The following is a 15,526-nucleotide window of genomic DNA, read 5'->3' on the forward strand; positions in this document are numbered from 1 at the left end:
GAATGCCAGAAAGGCGCTGGAACTGCACTACGAATGCGACTACTCATCGTGCGCGACGCTCGTCGCGGCGGTGATAGCCAGCCGCGAGGACTACCGATACTTCCGCCGCACCGAAACGAATGCCGCCGGAGTCGAGAGCGAGTGCGCGACGTCCACACCGGGATCAGGTGCGTGATGTGTGGCGATTCATCCATGAACCCATCGAACGACGTTCACGTGAGCGTATTCCTACACGGACTGCGAATGGATTTCGCCGCATGCGCCACGGCGGCGATGACCTTCGCGCGGGAATGGCGGCACACCCATTACCCCGACGCGGTGGAGATCCTCCCGGACGGCGCACACGGCTTGCCCCGCCTCCCTTGTGAACGCTTGTATTGCGATCGTTCGCGCCCGATCAACGGAAGCGGGTGAGTGCGCGGCACGGGGACGGGGCGGGCACCTCACCTCGGAGGAACGAGGTCGGCGGCACGCCCATCAGGCTGCGGAAATCGGCTGTCATGTGGGACTGGTCGTAGTAGCCGGCGCCTGCCGCGATGTCGGCCCACGGTGTGTCTTCGGCTCGGGACAAGACGCGCCGGACGCGGTCGATGCGGGCGAAGTGTTTCGGGGAGACGCCGATTCCGGTGGTGAACAGGTTGCGGAGCTGGCGTTCGCTGACGGAGAGGCGTGTGGCGAGTTCCGGGACGGGGAGCGGGTGGGCGGCGGCGATGGTGGCTACGGCGGTGGCGAGCAGTCGGCGGTGGGCGCGCTGGGCCGGATCGTCGGGGATGCGGCGCGGCAGTTCGTTCTCCAGGTACGGCACGACCTCGTCGTGCTCGAGTTCGATCAGCTCGGCGGCGAGGTGCGCGACTGGGCCGGGTAGGTCGTCCAGTCGCGCTACGCGATCGGTGAGGTCCGCCGCAGGGACTCCGAGCAGGGCGGGGACGGCGCCCGGCGCGAGTCGAAGGCGCACGCAACCTGCGGGTTTACTCGCGCGCGAGTAGCTGGCCTTCGTCTGCGGGCCGACGACGAGCGCGGCGCGGGTGGCACCGGCATCTCCGTGTTCGGCGCGCAGCACGATCGTGGTGGCCGTCTGCGGAATGTGCGCGAACGGCTCGGAGAGGTCGAGCACGGTGGGGATGCGGCCGAGTTCGACCAGCCACGGCCGCAGCGACTCCGGTGCGGGTTCGGACGTCTCGACCAGATCGGCGGTCACGACGCGCGGCAGGGTGATCACCGGATCCACTGTAGGCAGGCGCGGCCACGCCAGGTGTGCCGGAATTTCCTAGAGACCTGCGCGAACGCCCGGCACCGTGGTCCACATGATCGTGATCACGGGTGCGACCGGCACCATCGGCAGTGAAATCGTGCGGCAGTTGAGCGAGCGGGGGATATCGGTTCGCGCAGTCACCCGAAACCCGGACCGGGCGGAGGTGCCCGCAGGCGTCGAAGTGGTCCGCGGCGATTACACCGACCTCGCGTCAATGGCGAAGGCGATGGCCGGTGCGGAGGCCGCGTTCGTCGTCGGCGTGCTGGGCCCGGAATATGTGGAGGCCGACCGGGCACTCATCGCCACCGCGCGGGACGCGAAAGTTGCCAGGATCGTCAAACTTTCCGCCATCGGCACCGGCGATGCCGGACTCGGCCGGGTCGGAACCTGGCATTTGCCCGGTGAACAAGCCGCACGCGAGAGCGAAGTCGACTGGACTATTCTGCGCCCCAGCTCTTTTGCCTCCAACACCCTGAGCTGGGCCGCCGCGATTCATGCCGGGCAGCCGGTGCCGAATATGACCGGCTCCGCCGCACAGGGTGTGATCGATCCCCGCGACGTCGCCGGTGTCGCCGCCGAAGCGCTGGTCTCCGCCGAGCACGCGGGCCGGATCTACACCCTCACCGGGCCGGAATTGCTCACCACGCACGATTTGGCCGCCACTTTGGCTACCGTGACCGGCCGCACGGTGGAGGTTGCCGACATTCCGGAAAACGGAGCGCGGCAACACATGCTGGCCTCCGGAATGTCCGCTGAATTCGCGGACGGTGCGCTTGCGGGGCAAGCCTATGTGCGTGCGGGACATAACGCGATCGTCACCGACGACGTGCGGCGGATACTCGGACGGGCGCGAACTTTCGCCGAATGGGCTGCCGACAATGTGCGGGCATTCGATGCCGCGGTGCGCACGTCATAGGGTATATGTGATTGGCCTCACATCGAATTGCCGAACGCTGCCTGCTCGGCAAGGGTGACATGACTGGCCGCGTGGTCAGTGCGTTTACACGAAAAGGGGATTCGCATGCGTCGACGGGTCATGACGGTCTTGGTCGCGCTCGTAGCGGGAGGTTCGGCAGCTGCGTTCGGCGGGGCGAGTGCCTCGGCGGTCGCGGTGAATCCGTTCCCCGGTGGCACGGAGGTCTACTTCGACAACGGTGAATCCGCGGCGATCGCGAACCTGAACCTCGGACCGGTGCTGAGCCAGGTGGCCGTCGCATGGTCGCCCGGAGCGAAAGCGCTTCTCGGCGAGGGGATCACCGAGCACGCCCAATGGGCCGCCGAAACCCCGACCGGCGGGGTGTCGATCGAGGTCTACGGGGCATTCATCCAACCGTCGCTGGTCACGGTCACCACGCTGCGCGGCTGAGCTTTTTTCGTTTCGGAATTCGGTGTGCCAGAGGTATGCTCGCCCATGGCGTTATGCGCATGAGACCTCCTGGCGGATGCCCGGACGGGACGACACTACGTGTGCCGTCCCGTCCGGTGTTTCATCATCGTGCTCGGTTGCCCGCGGTTTCCGGGAACGCGTCCTGAGCGGCCATTTCCTGGGCGATCGCCGTCGCGAAGGCGTCCACGTCGGCCTCGGTGGTGTCGAACGAGCACATCCAACGGACCTCGCCGGTGCGCTCGTCCCAGGTGTGGAAGCGGAAGCGTTTCCGCAGCCGCTCGGTGACCTCCCGAGGCAGTATGGCGAAGACGGCGTTGGCCTGGACCGGCCGTACGATCTCGACACCCGGCACCCGGGCGACGGCCGTGGCCAGCCGGGCCGCCATCGCGTTGGCGTGCCGCGCGTTGCGTAGCCACAGGTCACCTTCCAGCAGCGCGACGAACTGCGCCGACACGTACCGCATCTTGGAGGCCAGCTGCAACGCGCCCTTGCGCAGGTACTGCACGCCGCGCACCGCGTCCGGGTCGAGCACCACGATCGCCTCACCGAGCATCAGGCCGTTCTTGGTGCCGCCGAACGACAGCACGTCCACCCCCGCGTCAGTGGTGAACGCGCGCGGCGGCAGGTCGAGCGCGGCGGCCGCGTTGGCCAGCCGGGCGCCGTCCACGTGCAGCAGCATGCCGCGCTCACGCGCCATCGCGCCGATCGCCGCGATCTCACCGGGCGTGTAGAGGGTGCCGAGTTCGGTGCTCTGGGTGATGGAGACCACCTTGGGCTGGGCGTGGTGCTGATCGCCGAAGCCCCATGCGTACCGGTCGAGCAACTCCGGCGTCAGCTTGCCGTCCGGAGTTGGCACCGGGATCACTTTCAGCCCGGCCACCTTCTCGGGTGCGCCGCACTCGTCCAGGTGGATGTGCGCGGACTCCGGGCAGATCACGGCGCTCCACCGGTCGCACATCGCCTGCAACCCGACCACATTCGCGCCGCTGCCGTTGAAGACCGGATAGACCTCGGCACGCTCGCCGAAATGCCCTTTGATCAGCTCGCGTAGCCGGGCGGTGTGGACGTCCTCGCCGTAGGCCGGCTGATGTCCCTCGTTGGCGGCGGCCAGCGCCGCCATGATCTCCGGGTGTACGGAGGCGTTGTTGTCGCTGGCGAATCCGCGTAGCGGCTCGCTCTCGGTAGCGTTGTCGCTCACCGGTCCTCCGGTTCCGTGCTATCGGGCTGTCGAGCGGAAGCCACGCAACCGCAGGCTGTTGCTGACCACGAAGACCGAGGAGAACGCCATCGCGGCGCCCGCGAGCATCGGGTTCAGCAATCCCGCCATGGCCAGCGGGATCGCGGCCACGTTGTAGGCGAAGGCCCAGAACAGGTTGCCTTTGATCGTGGTGAGGGTGCGGCGGGACAGGCGGATCGCGTCCGCCGCAGCCCGCAGGTCGCCGCGGACCAAGGTCAGATCGCCCGCCTCGATGGCCACGTCGGTGCCGGTGCCCATGGCCAGGCCCAGGTCGGCCTGGGCCAGTGCCGCGGCGTCGTTCACACCGTCGCCGACCATCGCGACCACTTTGCCCTCGGCCTGCAACCGTTTGACGGTGTCGACCTTGTCCTGCGGCAGCACCTCCGCGATCACCTCGTCGATGCCGACTTGCGCGGCGATCGCGTCGGCGGCGGCCCGGTTGTCGCCGGTCAGCATGATCGGGGTGAGCCCGAGGGCGCGCAGCTGGGAAATCGCCTCGGCCGAGGTGGGTTTCACCGCGTCGGCCACCACGAGCACGCCGCGCGCCTCGCCGTCCCAGCCGACCGCGACGGCGGTCTTTCCTTCGGCTTCGGCCGCGCGCATCGCCCGGGTCAGGTCGTCGTCGAGATGCTGTGACCAGTCGGCGAGCAGCCGCGCGCGGCCGACGACCACCGCGTGCCCGTCAATCGTGCCCTGCACGCCCAGGCCCTCGACGTTCGCGAAATCCTCGACCGGCTTCAGCTCACCCACCCGCTCGCGGGCGCCCTTGGCGATGGCCTGGGCGATCGGGTGCTCTGAGGAATCCTCCAGCGCCCCGGCCAGTTCCAGAATCCGTTCGACCTGCTCACCCTCGGCCGCGACGACATCGAGCAGCGTCATCTTGCCCGCGGTGACGGTGCCGGTCTTGTCCAGCACGATCGTGTCCACCCGCCGGGTCGACTCCAGCACCTCGGGACCCTTGATCAGGATGCCCAGCTGCGCGCCGCGTCCCGTGCCGACCATCAGCGCGGTCGGCGTGGCCAGTCCGAGCGCGCACGGGCAGGCGATGATCAGCACCGCAACCGCGGCGGTGAACGCCGCGGCCACCGAACCGCCGGTGCCGAGCCAGAATCCGAGCGTCGCGACCGACAGCGCGATGACGATCGGCACGAAGATCCCGGAGATCCGGTCGGCCAGCCGTTGCGCCTGCGCCTTGCCGGTCTGCGCGTCCTCGACGAGCTTCGCCATCTGCGCCAGCTGGGTGTCGGAACCGATCCTGGTGGCGCGCACCATGATCCGGCCACCCACGTTGACGGTCGCGCCGACTACGGCGTCGTCCGTGCCGACCTCCACCGGCACCGACTCGCCGGTGAGCATCGAGGCGTCGACGGCCGAGGAACCTTCCACCACGACGCCGTCGGTGGCGATCTTCTCGCCCGGCCGAACCACGAACCGGTCGCCGACCGTCAGCTGCTCCACCGGAATGCGCAGCTCGGTTCCGTTGCGCAGAACCGACACCTCCTTGGCCCCCAGCTCGAGCAGGGCACGCAGCGCCGCACCCGCCCGCCGTTTGGCGCGCGCCTCGAAGAAGCGTCCGGCCAGGATGAACGTGGTGACACCCGCCGCGGCCTCCAGGTAGATGCTGCCGGTGCCGTCCATCCGCGAGATGGTGAACTCGAACGGGTGCGTCATGCCCGGCCTGCCCGCGGTGCCCCAGAACAAGGCGTACAGCGACCAGCCCAGTGCGGCCAGCGTTCCCATCGAGATCAGGGTGTCCATGGTCGCGGCGCCGTGGCGCAGATTGGTCCACGCCGCGCGGTGGAACGGCAGCGCGCCCCACACCACGACCGGCGCGGCCAAGGTCAGTGACAGCCACTGCCAGTTGGTGAACTGCAAGGCCGGGATCATCGCCATGGCGATCACCGGCACCGACAGCGCCACCGAGATCAGCAGGCGGGTGCGCAGGCTCGCCGCGGGATCTTCCTCGGCGGCGATTTCTTGTGGCTTCGGGGGCGCGGGCAGGGCGGCGGTGTAGCCCGCTTGTTCGACGGTGGCGATCAGGTCGTCGGGCGAGACGTCACCGGTGACGTCCACCCGGGCCTTCTCGGTGGCGTAGTTCACGGTCGCGGTGACGCCGTCGAGCTTGTTGAGTTTCTTCTCGATCCGGGCGGCGCAGGACGCGCAGGTCATTCCACCGATCACGAGTTCGACCTGCCCGGCGGGCTGCGGTTGTGTCGCGGTGGTCATCGTGGGTGCTCCGTTCTGTGCGGCGGTCGGCGGGTCAGTGCACGTGGCCGTCCGGCGCCTGCTGCTGACCAGTGTGTTCGTTGTGGCTCGAGGCGTCTACGGCGGGGGTACCCGGCGCGACGGCCAAGGTGAATTCGGCGGTGCGGACCACGCCCTCGTGCTGGAAGTCGAGGAATAGGCGGTAGTCGCCCGCGCTCGGCGCCGTGACGGCGAAGGTTATGCCCGGTCCGGCCGCGGTCACGCCGTCGCCGGGGTGGCCTTCCGGATGGACGTGCAGATAGCCCAGGTCGGCGGCGCGCAGGGCCACCAGATGGCCGTAAGCGCCGAGGTAGGGCTGTAGGTCGGTCACCGGCTTGCCCGCGCGGCTCACCGACAGCGTCACCTTGGAAGCCCGCCCGGGAACTACGGTGCCGTCCAGCGTGACGGTGTAGTCGCCGACGTTGGTGGTGGAGGTCGCCGCGGGCAGCTGCTGTGGGTCGTAGACGCCCGCCACCAGCAGGTCCGCGCCGAGGGTCAGGTTCTCGCCGCCCTGCGGAGTGAAGTCGGCGAACACGCGATAGTCACCGGCGCGGCTGAGGTCGAGTGGGACGCTCCAGGTCCCGTCGGCGCCGAGCACCGGGTGGACGTGCTGGAAGGCGGCCATATCACGGCGCACGACGATCAGGTGCAGATCCTTCTCGTGGCTGCGCACGTAGCGGGTGACGGGCTTTCCGTCCCGGTCGAGGATGGTGAAGCGCAGCGGTACGTTCGCCGCGGCGGTGGCTCGGGTGGTGTCCAGCCGCAAGGTGTAGCCGCGGTCGGTCGCCATCATTCCTCCAGGTAGTGCGTGGTCCTCGCCTTGGGCGGTGCCGTGTGCGTTCGAGTCGTGGGCGGCGGGTTCGGTGGGCTCCGGCCCGATGGTCGCACCGGCCGCGAGGGCGATCCCGAAGACCGCGGCGAGGCCGAGGGCGAAACCGCCGAATTTGATGGTCGCGTTCATCGGAGTACTCCGTCCGTCAGCCTGCGACCGCGTAGCCGGCGCGAACCACCGCCGCGGCGAGTTCGGCGCGTTCGATCGGGGTCGCGCTATCGACGGTCACCAGTCCGTCGGCGAGGTCGACGGCCACCGACTCGACGCCGGAGATGCGGCCGATCTCGGTGCGGACCGATGCGGCGCAGCCGCCGCAGGTCATGCCGGTGACGGTCACGGTGGTGGTGCTCATGGTCGGTGTCCTCCTGCTGGTACGTCTGCTTCTTGTTTCTACCCTACCCCCCTAGGGTATCTAGATGTCAAGTCCGGAGCAGACGAAAGCCCGGCCAGCGACGAGTCGCGGACCGGGCTGTGTGGGTCGGGATCAGCGGTAGGTCACCAGCGCGACGGCGGGTGCCGAGACCACTTGCACATCGGCGGAGTCCGACACCTTGACGTGCAGGAATCCGCCCTCGATCGCGATGTGGACGTCATCGACGGTGCGTGCGGCCCGGCCCTCACGGTCCACCAGGGAGTAACCCTCGACCAGGACAACCTTGCTCGCGGGCCGCCATTTCGCTTCCATTGCCGTGCCTTTCGTCGGTGCCGTGGGCGGGAAGTCGAGTTCCGGCTCGGCGACATGGTTGAAGTAGTTGGACAAGACGTTCAGTGCCACATGGCCGACGACCTCGCTCAGTTCGGCGTCGCTGACGCCACGGGCGCGCGCCGAGGCGAGCGTGGCGTCGTCGAGCCGGCCGCGGGAGCGGAGCACGTCACGGGCGACGCGCAGGATCGCGTCGGCGTGCGGGTCGTCGGCGCGCGCCGCGCGGGTGTCGACGATCGCCTGCTCGGTGAAACCCATCCGGTCGGCGCGCATGGTGTGCGCGGCGGCGCAGTAGTCGCAGCCGTTCTCGCTGGCGACCAGCAGGGCGAGTTGCTCGCGCACCCGGGCGGAGAGCTTTCCCTTGGTCAGCGCGTCGCGCAGGTTCAGGTAGCCGCGCAGGGTGGCGGGGCTGTTCGCCATGGCGGCGTAGAGATTCGGGACCCGGCCCAACTGGCGCTGTACCTCGGCGAGCAGATCGGCCTGCTCGGCGTCGGCGGAGTCGGTGGACACAAGGGGCAGGCGGGACATCGAAGCCTCCAGCTCGTACAAGATGGTACCGATCGGTTCCGAATCAAGACGGTACCGATCGTTTCCGTATCGGTCAAGTCGGATGGTACTGATCAGTTCCGTTCTGCTACCGTGGGGTTATGCCAACCCAGGCCAAGCAACGTTTGCTCACCACGGCGGAAGAACTGTTCTATGCCGAAGGCATTCGTGCCGTAGGCATCGATCGCCTGCTCCAGGAGTCCGGCGTCGGCCGGGCTTCCTTCTATCGCCACTTCGCGAGCAAGGACGACTTGGTCGTCGCTGTGCTGGAGGACCGCGACCGCCGGTGGCTGGACTGGCTGCGCGAATCGGTCGAACAGACCGTCGACCCCGCCGCCCGCCCGCTCGCGGTCTTCGACGCTCTGGCCGAACGGTTCGCCCGCGACGACTTTCGCGGCTGCGCGTTCATCAACACCATGGTCGAGGTGGCCGATCGCGAGAGTGCTGCCCATCAGGTCGCCGATCGGCACAAGCGCCGCGTGATCGAATACCTGAACGAACTGCTCACCGAAGCGGGGCGACCCGACGCTGAGGTGCTGGCCGCCGAACTCGCGCTGCTGGTCGACGGAGCGATCGTCACCGCGGTCCGTGAGGGAACTCCGGAGGCGGCCCATCGTGCGCGCACGATCGCGGAGCGTTTGCTCGCGACGCGGTGAGAGTTGGCGTACTACCGCCGATTTGCATGCGGGGTCTACTCGCTCGCGGTGATCGGGCCCGTGGCGTTTACCCGCTTCTTGGCTACGGACCTGTTTGCTTCATGAACTCGTCGCGAGACGGTCGGCGTTGTGACGAAGCGCCACCCGGATCGCTGAGCGGCGCCCGGGGTAGTCATCGCGGACCCGTCGCTGTCGGCGTCGTGGCGACTGCGGCCGTTGGGGCGAGCTCACCGGCGTGCCACCCGCTGGAGTCGTCGCCGGACCGCCTTGGTCGCGCAGCGGTCCGAATGCCCGGTGCGGGTAGTGCGGTCGTGGGTATGCACGCCGGGTGCCGCCCCGGCTGACTTATCGCGGGGCGGCACCTGCTCGGATCAGGCGGAGTGCAGATTACGTGCCGTGGGTGAGGTCTCGGTCGTGGCCGGGTCGGGGTAGGTGCCGAAGAGGCGGTCGGCGGTGCCGGAACTGGTGACCGTGAACCAGTAGTGCTCGTTCTTGTAGTGGTGGTGGCGATGGTTGCGCCAAACCGCCCGGTAGAGCGAACCTTTCGGCTTGTAGTCGGTGTGGATCAGGTAGTGCGTCCACTCGTAGCCCAGGCCGAGCAGGGTGATGGTGATCAGAAAGGTCAGGCCGAGGCCCGAACGGGGGAAGGCGAAGGCCGCCAGCGCGATCAACACCACGACCAGCACCGCCAGCGTTTTCGTCGGGATGAAGATCAGCGGGATGTCGCGCGGATCCACGTGATGCTCGCGGTGCTTGCGGGCCAGTTCGCTGTCGAGTGCGATCGGGCCGAGCCGCCGTGGCCGCCAATGCAACACCGTGACGTGCACGATCCACTCGAACACCGGGAACACCGTCAGCATCACGGCGGGGACCAGCAGATCGGTGAGCTGCCAATCGCCGACGACGACGCGAGCGATCAGCGCGCCCACCAGCGTGGTCCCGATCATCCACGGCGAGGGGTGCCGGAGGAATTCTTCGAATGCCCGGCCGAGGGTGAGTCCGCGCCGCAGCGCCCGCTCATCCCTGCGTACCCGCGCCCGTGCGTCCGTGTCGATCGAAGCGTGTTCGGATGCTTTCGGTTTGGTCATGATCGTTCCTAGCTGTGCGTGACCGGCGGTCCGCCGAGGACCTCGATCAGGGCGGTGGTCGCCGGCTCGAGCAGCGCCCGAGCGGTGCCGACGGCCTTCTGCGGCCGGCCCGCGACGATGGCGGCGGCCAGTTCGCGGTATGCCTCGACGTTGCCCACCTCGGCGGACATGATCGGGGCCAGCGCCGCGAGCGCCGGTTCATATGCGGCGCGCAACATGTTGAACATCAGCCGGAACACGATCGAGTCGGCCGCGTCCACGACGTGATCCCAGAACTCCATCGCATGCCGTTGCTGTGCGATCGGATCCTGTTCGGCGGCAAGCGCTTCGAGGGAAGCCTCCAGCAGGGGACGAACCTCGCCCGCGCCGATCGCGCCGACCCGGCGAGCGGCCAGCTCCGCCACCTTCGGCCCGTTGTGCAAGCGGGCCTCCAGAATGCTGCGTGCGACCGCGGGGTCCAGTTCCCCGGCCTGCACCAGCAGCCTGGGCAGAACCTCGAGCCCCGCGCCGCGCCGATAGTCCAGCACGGTCGTCGCGTCTCCCTGGCGCACCGACACCAGCCCGGCCGCGGCCAGCCGCTGCAAGGCTTCCCGCACCGCGGGCCGGGACACCCCGAGCGCCTCCGCCAACTGTCGCTCACTGGGCAATGTCGCCCCGGGCGCCAGCTCACCGCTGAGCACATCCGCGGCGATCTGCTCGAACACGTCCGCCGACACCGACCGCTTGACAACAGGTTGCAACGCCATGCGTCTACTGTGCGCCTCGGTGGTCAGGAGGTCAAGTGGTCAGACCAATTCCGGTCTGGAGGAGCTGGCGTTGGCCGGTGGATGGGCGGTGCGCAACTGTCGGACCGCGGTCGGCGCGCCGTCTGATCCGTGGCCGCGTGACCATGACAGTGCGAAACCCCTGAAGCTCTTGTGAGCTCAGGGGTTTCGCATGTGGTGAGCGTGGTCGCGGGATGTCCGTTGTCACCGATGGGTCGGCGGGGCGGTGAGGGTGGGGCGGACCTTGGTGAGCATCAGGTCGAGGAACTGGTCGGGGTGGCGGAAGGAGGCGAAGTGGCTGGCGTCTTCGATCAGCGCGAAGTGCTTGACCGGCGCGGTGACATCGTCGAAGAACCGCTTGGCTGGTTCGGGCGGGGTGAGGGCGTCTTGGTCGCCCTGGAAGATGAACAGTGGGATATCGAATGCGGTGCCCTCGGTCCATTCGTCGATCGTCACGGCCTCGGGTGCAAATCGCTCGGAGAAGGTCATGCCTTTGAAGTAGGTGCGCAGTTCGCCGAGCGTGTGCAGCGGTGAGAACCACAGCGAGCGGATCACCACGGTCTTTATGGTGTCGTAGGTGAGCGGATCGGTGGTGACGACGAGCCTGTTGTACTCCGCCAACTGCTCGGCGGACCACGCTGACTTGTCGGCACCCATGTCGGTGACCGTGGCCAGCTGTTTACGTTTTCCGGCCTGCTGCAGCCGGCTCACCAATGCGTTGTATGCCGAATGGTTGTGCCCGCCGGCGTTGATGTTCTGGTCGGCGCCGACGTAACCGCTGTACAGCTGAGGGTGGTTGCGGGCCAGGCGCAGCCCGACAACGGTGCCGAAGGAGTTTGCGACCAGCAGGACCTTCTCGACGCCGAGCCGGGCCCGGACATGCTCGGTGACCTCGAGGGCGTCGCGGTACCACCGCTCCAGGCTCATCTCACCCTGTCCGTCCGGGGCGGTGCGGCCGAAAGTCTTGCCGGCGCCGCGCATATCCCACCGCACGATGGTGAAGTGTTTCTCCCAGCCGCGGGTGCGTGGGGCGAAGACGAGGTTGGAAGCGCCGGGGCCGCCGTGGACTTCGACGATAACCGGATTGCGCAGGTCGTCGCCGCGGATCGAGATCCACTGGTCGATACCGCCGATGCGGATGAAGCCGGACTCGTCGATGCCGTTCGTCGTGGTGATGCGCAGCCGCTTGGCGTTGGCCGCACGCCTGAGCTGCCGGTGGCCGAGCAGCCCGGCAACGGGCGCGGCAGCGGCAGCGACGATGGCGGCGAGGACGATGGTCGTAAGCATTGTTATCTCCCTAAACTGTTTATGCCGTCAGCAGCTGGGTTTAAGGTATATACAATTGGACGTGGGTGTCAACCCATCCGCCGGTAACCACCAGAAAGGACTGTCATGGCCAGGACAGACGCTGCCCGAGAAGGTAAGGAAAAGGCACGTGACCTGCGGGCGAGCGTGGCATTGCTGTGGGGGGAGCAGGAGCGGCGCACCCGTGGGCCCAAGCCCAAGCTCTCGCCCCGCGGCATCGCGGAGGTCGCGGTGGCACTCGCCGATGCCGAGGGCTTGGACGCCGTGTCGATGAATAAGGTCGCCGCCGAGTTCGGCGTCTCGGCGATGGCGCTCTACCGCTATGTGCCCGGTAAAACCGAACTCGTTGAGCTGATGGTCGAAGCTGTACTGACCGATTGTCCCGATCTGTCGGTCGCCGGCAGCGGATGGCGGCTCCGGCTCTCGCAGTGGGCCCGCCGGTCATCGGAGGTGTACCAGAACCATCCCTGGTTACTCGCCGCGACCGCGATGCGTCGTCAGCGCATGGGGCCGGCCCAACTCGCTTGGCTGGACGCCGCACTGGCGGTTCTGGAGCCGACCGGCCTGACCGCCGCCCAGCGGCATCAGGTCTTTCTCCTGATCGTCGCTCTGGTGCGCAACCACGCCCAGCAGATGGCCGACTTCGATGAGAGCCACGACGAGGAATGGAACCGCCTCACCGGCGAACTACTCGACCGCCACGCCGACCGTTTCCCCGCCCTGACCAAAGCCATCGCCGAGGGCGCGTTCGCGCCGGAGGCTGTTGCCGACCCGCTCGAATTCGGCCTCGAGCGCATACTCGACGGCGTCCAGATGCTCATCGACCACGGCGGGAAGTGACATCGCTCCTGCCGCCGCCCCGTCCGAGACAACGGTGTCGTGAATGGCCTCTCCGTCGGCGAGTCGGCCGATGTGGCGGTGTTCGAGTCCGACCCCGGTCTGTGCCGGGCCGAGATCCCTCAATTCGCAAGGTAGATCCGAACACTCCGGGCCGCAGGTCAGCCGCTGCGCAATCCGAAAAGTTCACGCGGAACGGACACTGATGGACGTCGATGCGCGCCTGGCGCATGGGCACTTTCGCGAGGTGGCGTGTGGTTTCACGGAGCGGACGGCCGCGCGCGAGTGCTCGGCGCTGCGGTGCTCTTGGCCGACGATTCAGGTGGGGTCGGAGCCCTGCACGGCGGAGAGCCAGATCGTGCAGGCGGCGGCAATGGTGGTGGCGGCCAGGAAGACCGAGAAGCCGCCACCGTCGAGGTAGACCCACAGGAGGGCGGCGATGGGGGCGGCGACGGTGGATTGGGAGTCGAGCAGGAGGCGGCGCCGCAGGCGGGTGGCCTTCGCGATGTGGGCGGGTGCGCCGGGGTCGGGGCGGCTGGGGTTATCGATGAGACGGCCGGGCGGTTCGACGTCGCGCATGCGGCCGGACGGGTAGAGGCGTCGTCCCGCGACGTGAATCGTGCGGTCGGTGAGTTCCCCTTCGGTTTCGGTGAGAGTGACCAGCGCGGGATAGAAGTACACCGGAACCCACCGCGGGCGACCTGTGCCGCCCACCTCCAACCACGACCGGCCGACCAAGCGATGCTGCTGACGGATGCGGGCAACCCGAACGGTCGGCGAGGTGGAGGGAGGACGGAATCGGAGTATGCCGAATGCGAGGGCGAGCCGATATCCGGTGTACCCGCAGACGCCGAGCGCGACGGCCGCGATCGCTGCCACCTGATCCAGAGTGCCGAACGGCGCCCAAGCGGCACAGACCGCGAGGGCGCCGATCGTCACGGTGATCGGATAGGCCAGCGGATGGCCCCGTCCGGAACTCACTTCAAGAAGCCGACTTTCGTGTAGTCGTAGGACGCCAGGCCGGGTGCGCCATAGTTGGCCAAGTCGGCGCGCACCGCGAGATTGCCCGCAGACTGCATCAGGGGCAGCGAGTGGCCTTCCTCGAATACCTTGCGGTCGACCTGGTTCGCCAGCTCCCTGGCCTTGTTCGGGTCGAGTTCGGACACCGTCTGCTCGATCAGCGCGTTCAGTTCCGGTGATCCGATGCGACCGTAGTTGCCCTGCAGATCGTTCGGGTTGTATCCGTAGATCTGGTTGATGCTGCCGAGCGGGAACGGGTCACCCACCCAGGTCCACTGGGCCACGTCGAAGTTGCCCGGCTGGATCACCTCGGTGAAAAAGCCCTTGCCCGGCTTGGTTTCGATGTTCAGCTTGACCCCGATCGACGCCAGGTTCTGCTGGATGATCTGCGCTATCTGCACCCAGGTGTCCTCCTGGTACATGACGTCGCGGATCTCGAGTTTGCGGCCGTCCTTTTCCCGGACATCGCCGTTGAGCTTCCAGCCCAGGTCGTCGAGTTCCTTCGCCGCGGCGGCGGGATCGAAGCCGAGGCTGTTGTCCTGGTAACCCGCCTGGCCCTGGATGTACACGTGGTTGTTCAGCGGCTTCGGGTGCTCCACCAGGCCGTTCTGGATGGCGGTGACGATGCCTTGCCGGTCGATGGCCTTCGAGATCGCGACGCGCAGTTTCGGATCCGCGAGGATGGAACCGGGGGCGCCGTTGAAGGTGAAGTGGTTCCAGCTGTTGCCCGGTGCGCGCCGGATGGCGATACCCGGCGTGTTTCGCGCCGTGCGCAGCTCGTCGCGGGTGCCGAGGCCCACCGCGTCGATCTCGTTGTTCTGCAACGCGGGCAGCTGCGCGGAAGAGTCGAGCACGCTGAAGGTGATCGTGTCGAGTTTGGGTGTGTCACCCCACCACTTGGGGTTGCGGCCGAGCACGATACGTCCCTGTGCCCTATCGGTGGACTGCACGAGGAACGGCCCCGCGGTCAGCGTGATGCCGTCGACCAAACCCTTGTTGAACGCCGCGGGAGTGGCCGTGACGGACTTCGGGAACAGGAATGTATTGCCCGCGAACTGCCCGCGCCATTCGGCGTAGTGCTGCTTGAACGTAATGATCGCCTGCCGGTCGTCGACGCCGCGCTCGACCTTCTCGACCCGGTCGAACCCACTGTTGTTGGCGATCAGGAACGACTTGTCGGCGCCGCTGAGCGCGTTCGCCTGGGACTGGATGTCCTCCCAGGTGATCGGAGTGCCGTCGGACCACACCGCCTTGGGATTGATCGTGTAGGTGACCTGCTGCGGATCGGTCTTGGTGAGCTGTACGTCGGTGAAGTAGTCGGTGTTGACCGAGAGCTCGCCCGCCGCGTTGGTGCGGAACGCGCGCGGAAGCATCGGCCGTTCGATGGCGCCGGTCTCGGCGTCGTTGCCATCGTTGGACAAGGCGTTCCAATTGGCGGGCAACGTCGAAATCGCCAGCCGGAGGTTGCCGCCTTCGCGCAGCTCGCTGACATCGTGCGGGTTGATGTCGTTGGTGGTGCCGAGTTCGGCAGCCGAGCCCGCGGGCGCGCCCTCGTCGTCCGAGCTACACCCGGAGGCCACCAACCCGATCGCGACGGCGGCTATCGCCAGTCGTGTCGTCAGTGAACGAATCCGCATGGTTCGCTCCTTCCCGCA

Annotated in this window: 15 protein-coding genes; 4 read left to right on the forward strand and 11 right to left on the reverse strand. The window is 67.7% G+C overall.

Annotation, left to right across the window (positions count from 1 at the left end; translation table 11 throughout):
- Positions 1-397 precede the first annotated feature (397 nt).
- Entirely contained in the window at positions 398-1,219 is an 822-nt protein-coding gene (locus ACIA5H_RS19500) for a helix-turn-helix domain-containing protein (protein ID WP_397076986.1), read from the reverse strand.
- A gap of 85 nt (positions 1,220-1,304) precedes the next feature.
- Between ACIA5H_RS19500 and ACIA5H_RS19505 the strand changes: the two genes are divergently transcribed.
- Positions 1,305-2,168, forward strand: coding sequence for an SDR family NAD(P)-dependent oxidoreductase (locus ACIA5H_RS19505; protein WP_397076987.1), 864 nt, complete (start codon positions 1,305-1,307; stop codon positions 2,166-2,168).
- A 105-nt stretch (positions 2,169-2,273) separates the two neighbouring features.
- Positions 2,274-2,618, forward strand: coding sequence for a hypothetical protein (locus ACIA5H_RS19510; protein ID WP_355073219.1), 345 nt, complete (start codon positions 2,274-2,276; stop codon positions 2,616-2,618).
- 124 nt (positions 2,619-2,742) lie between these two features.
- On the opposite strand, the gene ACIA5H_RS19515 is transcribed toward ACIA5H_RS19510, so the two are convergent.
- The 5 genes from ACIA5H_RS19515 to ACIA5H_RS19535 form a co-directional block, all read right to left on the reverse strand.
- Positions 2,743-3,837 carry a threonine aldolase family protein gene (locus tag ACIA5H_RS19515; RefSeq protein ID WP_397076988.1) on the reverse strand — a complete coding sequence of 365 codons (1,095 nt, stop codon included), beginning with the start codon at positions 3,835-3,837 and terminating at the stop codon, positions 2,743-2,745.
- Positions 3,838-3,855: 18 nt separating this feature from the next.
- Positions 3,856-6,102, reverse strand: coding sequence for a heavy metal translocating P-type ATPase (locus tag ACIA5H_RS19520; RefSeq protein WP_397076989.1), 2,247 nt, complete (start codon positions 6,100-6,102; stop codon positions 3,856-3,858).
- 34 nt (positions 6,103-6,136) lie between these two features.
- Positions 6,137-7,081: a hypothetical protein gene (locus ACIA5H_RS19525; RefSeq protein ID WP_356963322.1), complete on the reverse strand. Its 945-nt coding sequence runs from the start codon at positions 7,079-7,081 to the stop codon at positions 6,137-6,139.
- Between the two features lie 16 nt (positions 7,082-7,097).
- Positions 7,098-7,304, reverse strand: coding sequence for a heavy metal-associated domain-containing protein (locus tag ACIA5H_RS19530; protein ID WP_356963323.1), 207 nt, complete (start codon positions 7,302-7,304; stop codon positions 7,098-7,100).
- Between the two features lie 132 nt (positions 7,305-7,436).
- Positions 7,437-8,183, reverse strand: a complete 747-nt coding sequence (locus tag ACIA5H_RS19535; RefSeq protein WP_397076990.1) for a carboxymuconolactone decarboxylase family protein — start codon at positions 8,181-8,183, stop codon at positions 7,437-7,439.
- A 119-nt stretch (positions 8,184-8,302) separates the two neighbouring features.
- Here ACIA5H_RS19535 and ACIA5H_RS19540 point away from each other — a divergent pair, with 119 nt between their 5' ends.
- Positions 8,303-8,857 carry a TetR/AcrR family transcriptional regulator gene (locus ACIA5H_RS19540; protein WP_397076991.1) on the forward strand — a complete coding sequence of 185 codons (555 nt, stop codon included), beginning with the start codon at positions 8,303-8,305 and terminating at the stop codon, positions 8,855-8,857.
- Positions 8,858-9,228: 371 nt separating this feature from the next.
- Here the strand turns inward: ACIA5H_RS19540 and ACIA5H_RS19545 are convergent, their stop codons facing one another.
- The 3 genes from ACIA5H_RS19545 to ACIA5H_RS19555 all read right to left on the reverse strand — a co-directional run bounded on the left by ACIA5H_RS19545 (position 9,229) and on the right by ACIA5H_RS19555 (position 11,996).
- Positions 9,229-9,945: a sterol desaturase family protein gene (locus tag ACIA5H_RS19545; protein ID WP_397076992.1), complete on the reverse strand. Its 717-nt coding sequence runs from the start codon at positions 9,943-9,945 to the stop codon at positions 9,229-9,231.
- An 8-nt stretch (positions 9,946-9,953) separates the two neighbouring features.
- Positions 9,954-10,691, reverse strand: a complete 738-nt coding sequence (locus tag ACIA5H_RS19550; RefSeq protein WP_379249846.1) for a FadR/GntR family transcriptional regulator — start codon at positions 10,689-10,691, stop codon at positions 9,954-9,956.
- Between the two features lie 222 nt (positions 10,692-10,913).
- Positions 10,914-11,996 (reverse strand): alpha/beta fold hydrolase, encoded by a 1,083-nt coding sequence (locus tag ACIA5H_RS19555; RefSeq protein ID WP_397076993.1) that lies wholly within the window; start codon positions 11,994-11,996, stop codon positions 10,914-10,916.
- 105 nt (positions 11,997-12,101) lie between these two features.
- On the opposite strand from ACIA5H_RS19555, the gene ACIA5H_RS19560 reads away from it, so the two are divergent.
- Positions 12,102-12,854 (forward strand): TetR/AcrR family transcriptional regulator, encoded by a 753-nt coding sequence (locus ACIA5H_RS19560; protein ID WP_397076994.1) that lies wholly within the window; start codon positions 12,102-12,104, stop codon positions 12,852-12,854.
- 315 nt (positions 12,855-13,169) lie between these two features.
- Here the strand turns inward: ACIA5H_RS19560 and ACIA5H_RS19565 are convergent, their stop codons facing one another.
- Both ACIA5H_RS19565 and ACIA5H_RS19570 read right to left on the reverse strand, forming a co-directional pair.
- The gene (locus ACIA5H_RS19565) at positions 13,170-13,832 is read right to left on the reverse strand and encodes a hypothetical protein (RefSeq protein WP_397076995.1); all 663 of its coding nucleotides are present in this window, start codon (positions 13,830-13,832) and stop codon (positions 13,170-13,172) included.
- Positions 13,829-15,508, reverse strand: a complete 1,680-nt coding sequence (locus ACIA5H_RS19570) for an ABC transporter family substrate-binding protein (RefSeq protein ID WP_397076996.1) — start codon at positions 15,506-15,508, stop codon at positions 13,829-13,831. The genes ACIA5H_RS19565 and ACIA5H_RS19570 overlap by 4 nt, the downstream gene beginning before the upstream one ends.
- Positions 15,509-15,526 lie beyond the last annotated feature (18 nt).

It is taken from the genome of Nocardia sp. NPDC051900 (genome assembly GCF_044452545.1).
GTDB classification, from domain to species: Bacteria; Actinomycetota; Actinomycetes; order Mycobacteriales; family Mycobacteriaceae; genus Nocardia; species Nocardia sichangensis.

Excerpts from the sequence above, each read along its gene's own strand:
- ACIA5H_RS19560 (WP_397076994.1), top strand. The coding sequence starts at position 12,102 with ATGGCCAGGACAGACGCTGCCCGAGAAGGTAAGGAAAAGGCACGTGAC.
- ACIA5H_RS19520 (WP_397076989.1), bottom strand. The coding sequence starts at position 6,102 with ATGACCACCGCGACACAACCGCAGCCCGCCGGGCAGGTCGAACTCGTG.
- ACIA5H_RS19550 (WP_379249846.1), bottom strand. The coding sequence starts at position 10,691 with ATGGCGTTGCAACCTGTTGTCAAGCGGTCGGTGTCGGCGGACGTGTTC.
- ACIA5H_RS19505 (WP_397076987.1), top strand. The coding sequence starts at position 1,305 with ATGATCGTGATCACGGGTGCGACCGGCACCATCGGCAGTGAAATCGTG.
- ACIA5H_RS19555 (WP_397076993.1), bottom strand. The coding sequence starts at position 11,996 with ATGCTTACGACCATCGTCCTCGCCGCCATCGTCGCTGCCGCTGCCGCG.
- ACIA5H_RS19535 (WP_397076990.1), bottom strand. The coding sequence starts at position 8,183 with ATGTCCCGCCTGCCCCTTGTGTCCACCGACTCCGCCGACGCCGAGCAG.
- ACIA5H_RS19570 (WP_397076996.1), bottom strand. The coding sequence starts at position 15,508 with ATGCGGATTCGTTCACTGACGACACGACTGGCGATAGCCGCCGTCGCG.
- ACIA5H_RS19525 (WP_356963322.1), bottom strand. The coding sequence starts at position 7,081 with ATGAACGCGACCATCAAATTCGGCGGTTTCGCCCTCGGCCTCGCCGCG.
- ACIA5H_RS19545 (WP_397076992.1), bottom strand. The coding sequence starts at position 9,945 with ATGACCAAACCGAAAGCATCCGAACACGCTTCGATCGACACGGACGCA.
- ACIA5H_RS19540 (WP_397076991.1), top strand. The coding sequence starts at position 8,303 with ATGCCAACCCAGGCCAAGCAACGTTTGCTCACCACGGCGGAAGAACTG.
- ACIA5H_RS19530 (WP_356963323.1), bottom strand. The coding sequence starts at position 7,304 with ATGAGCACCACCACCGTGACCGTCACCGGCATGACCTGCGGCGGCTGC.
- ACIA5H_RS19510 (WP_355073219.1), top strand. The coding sequence starts at position 2,274 with ATGCGTCGACGGGTCATGACGGTCTTGGTCGCGCTCGTAGCGGGAGGT.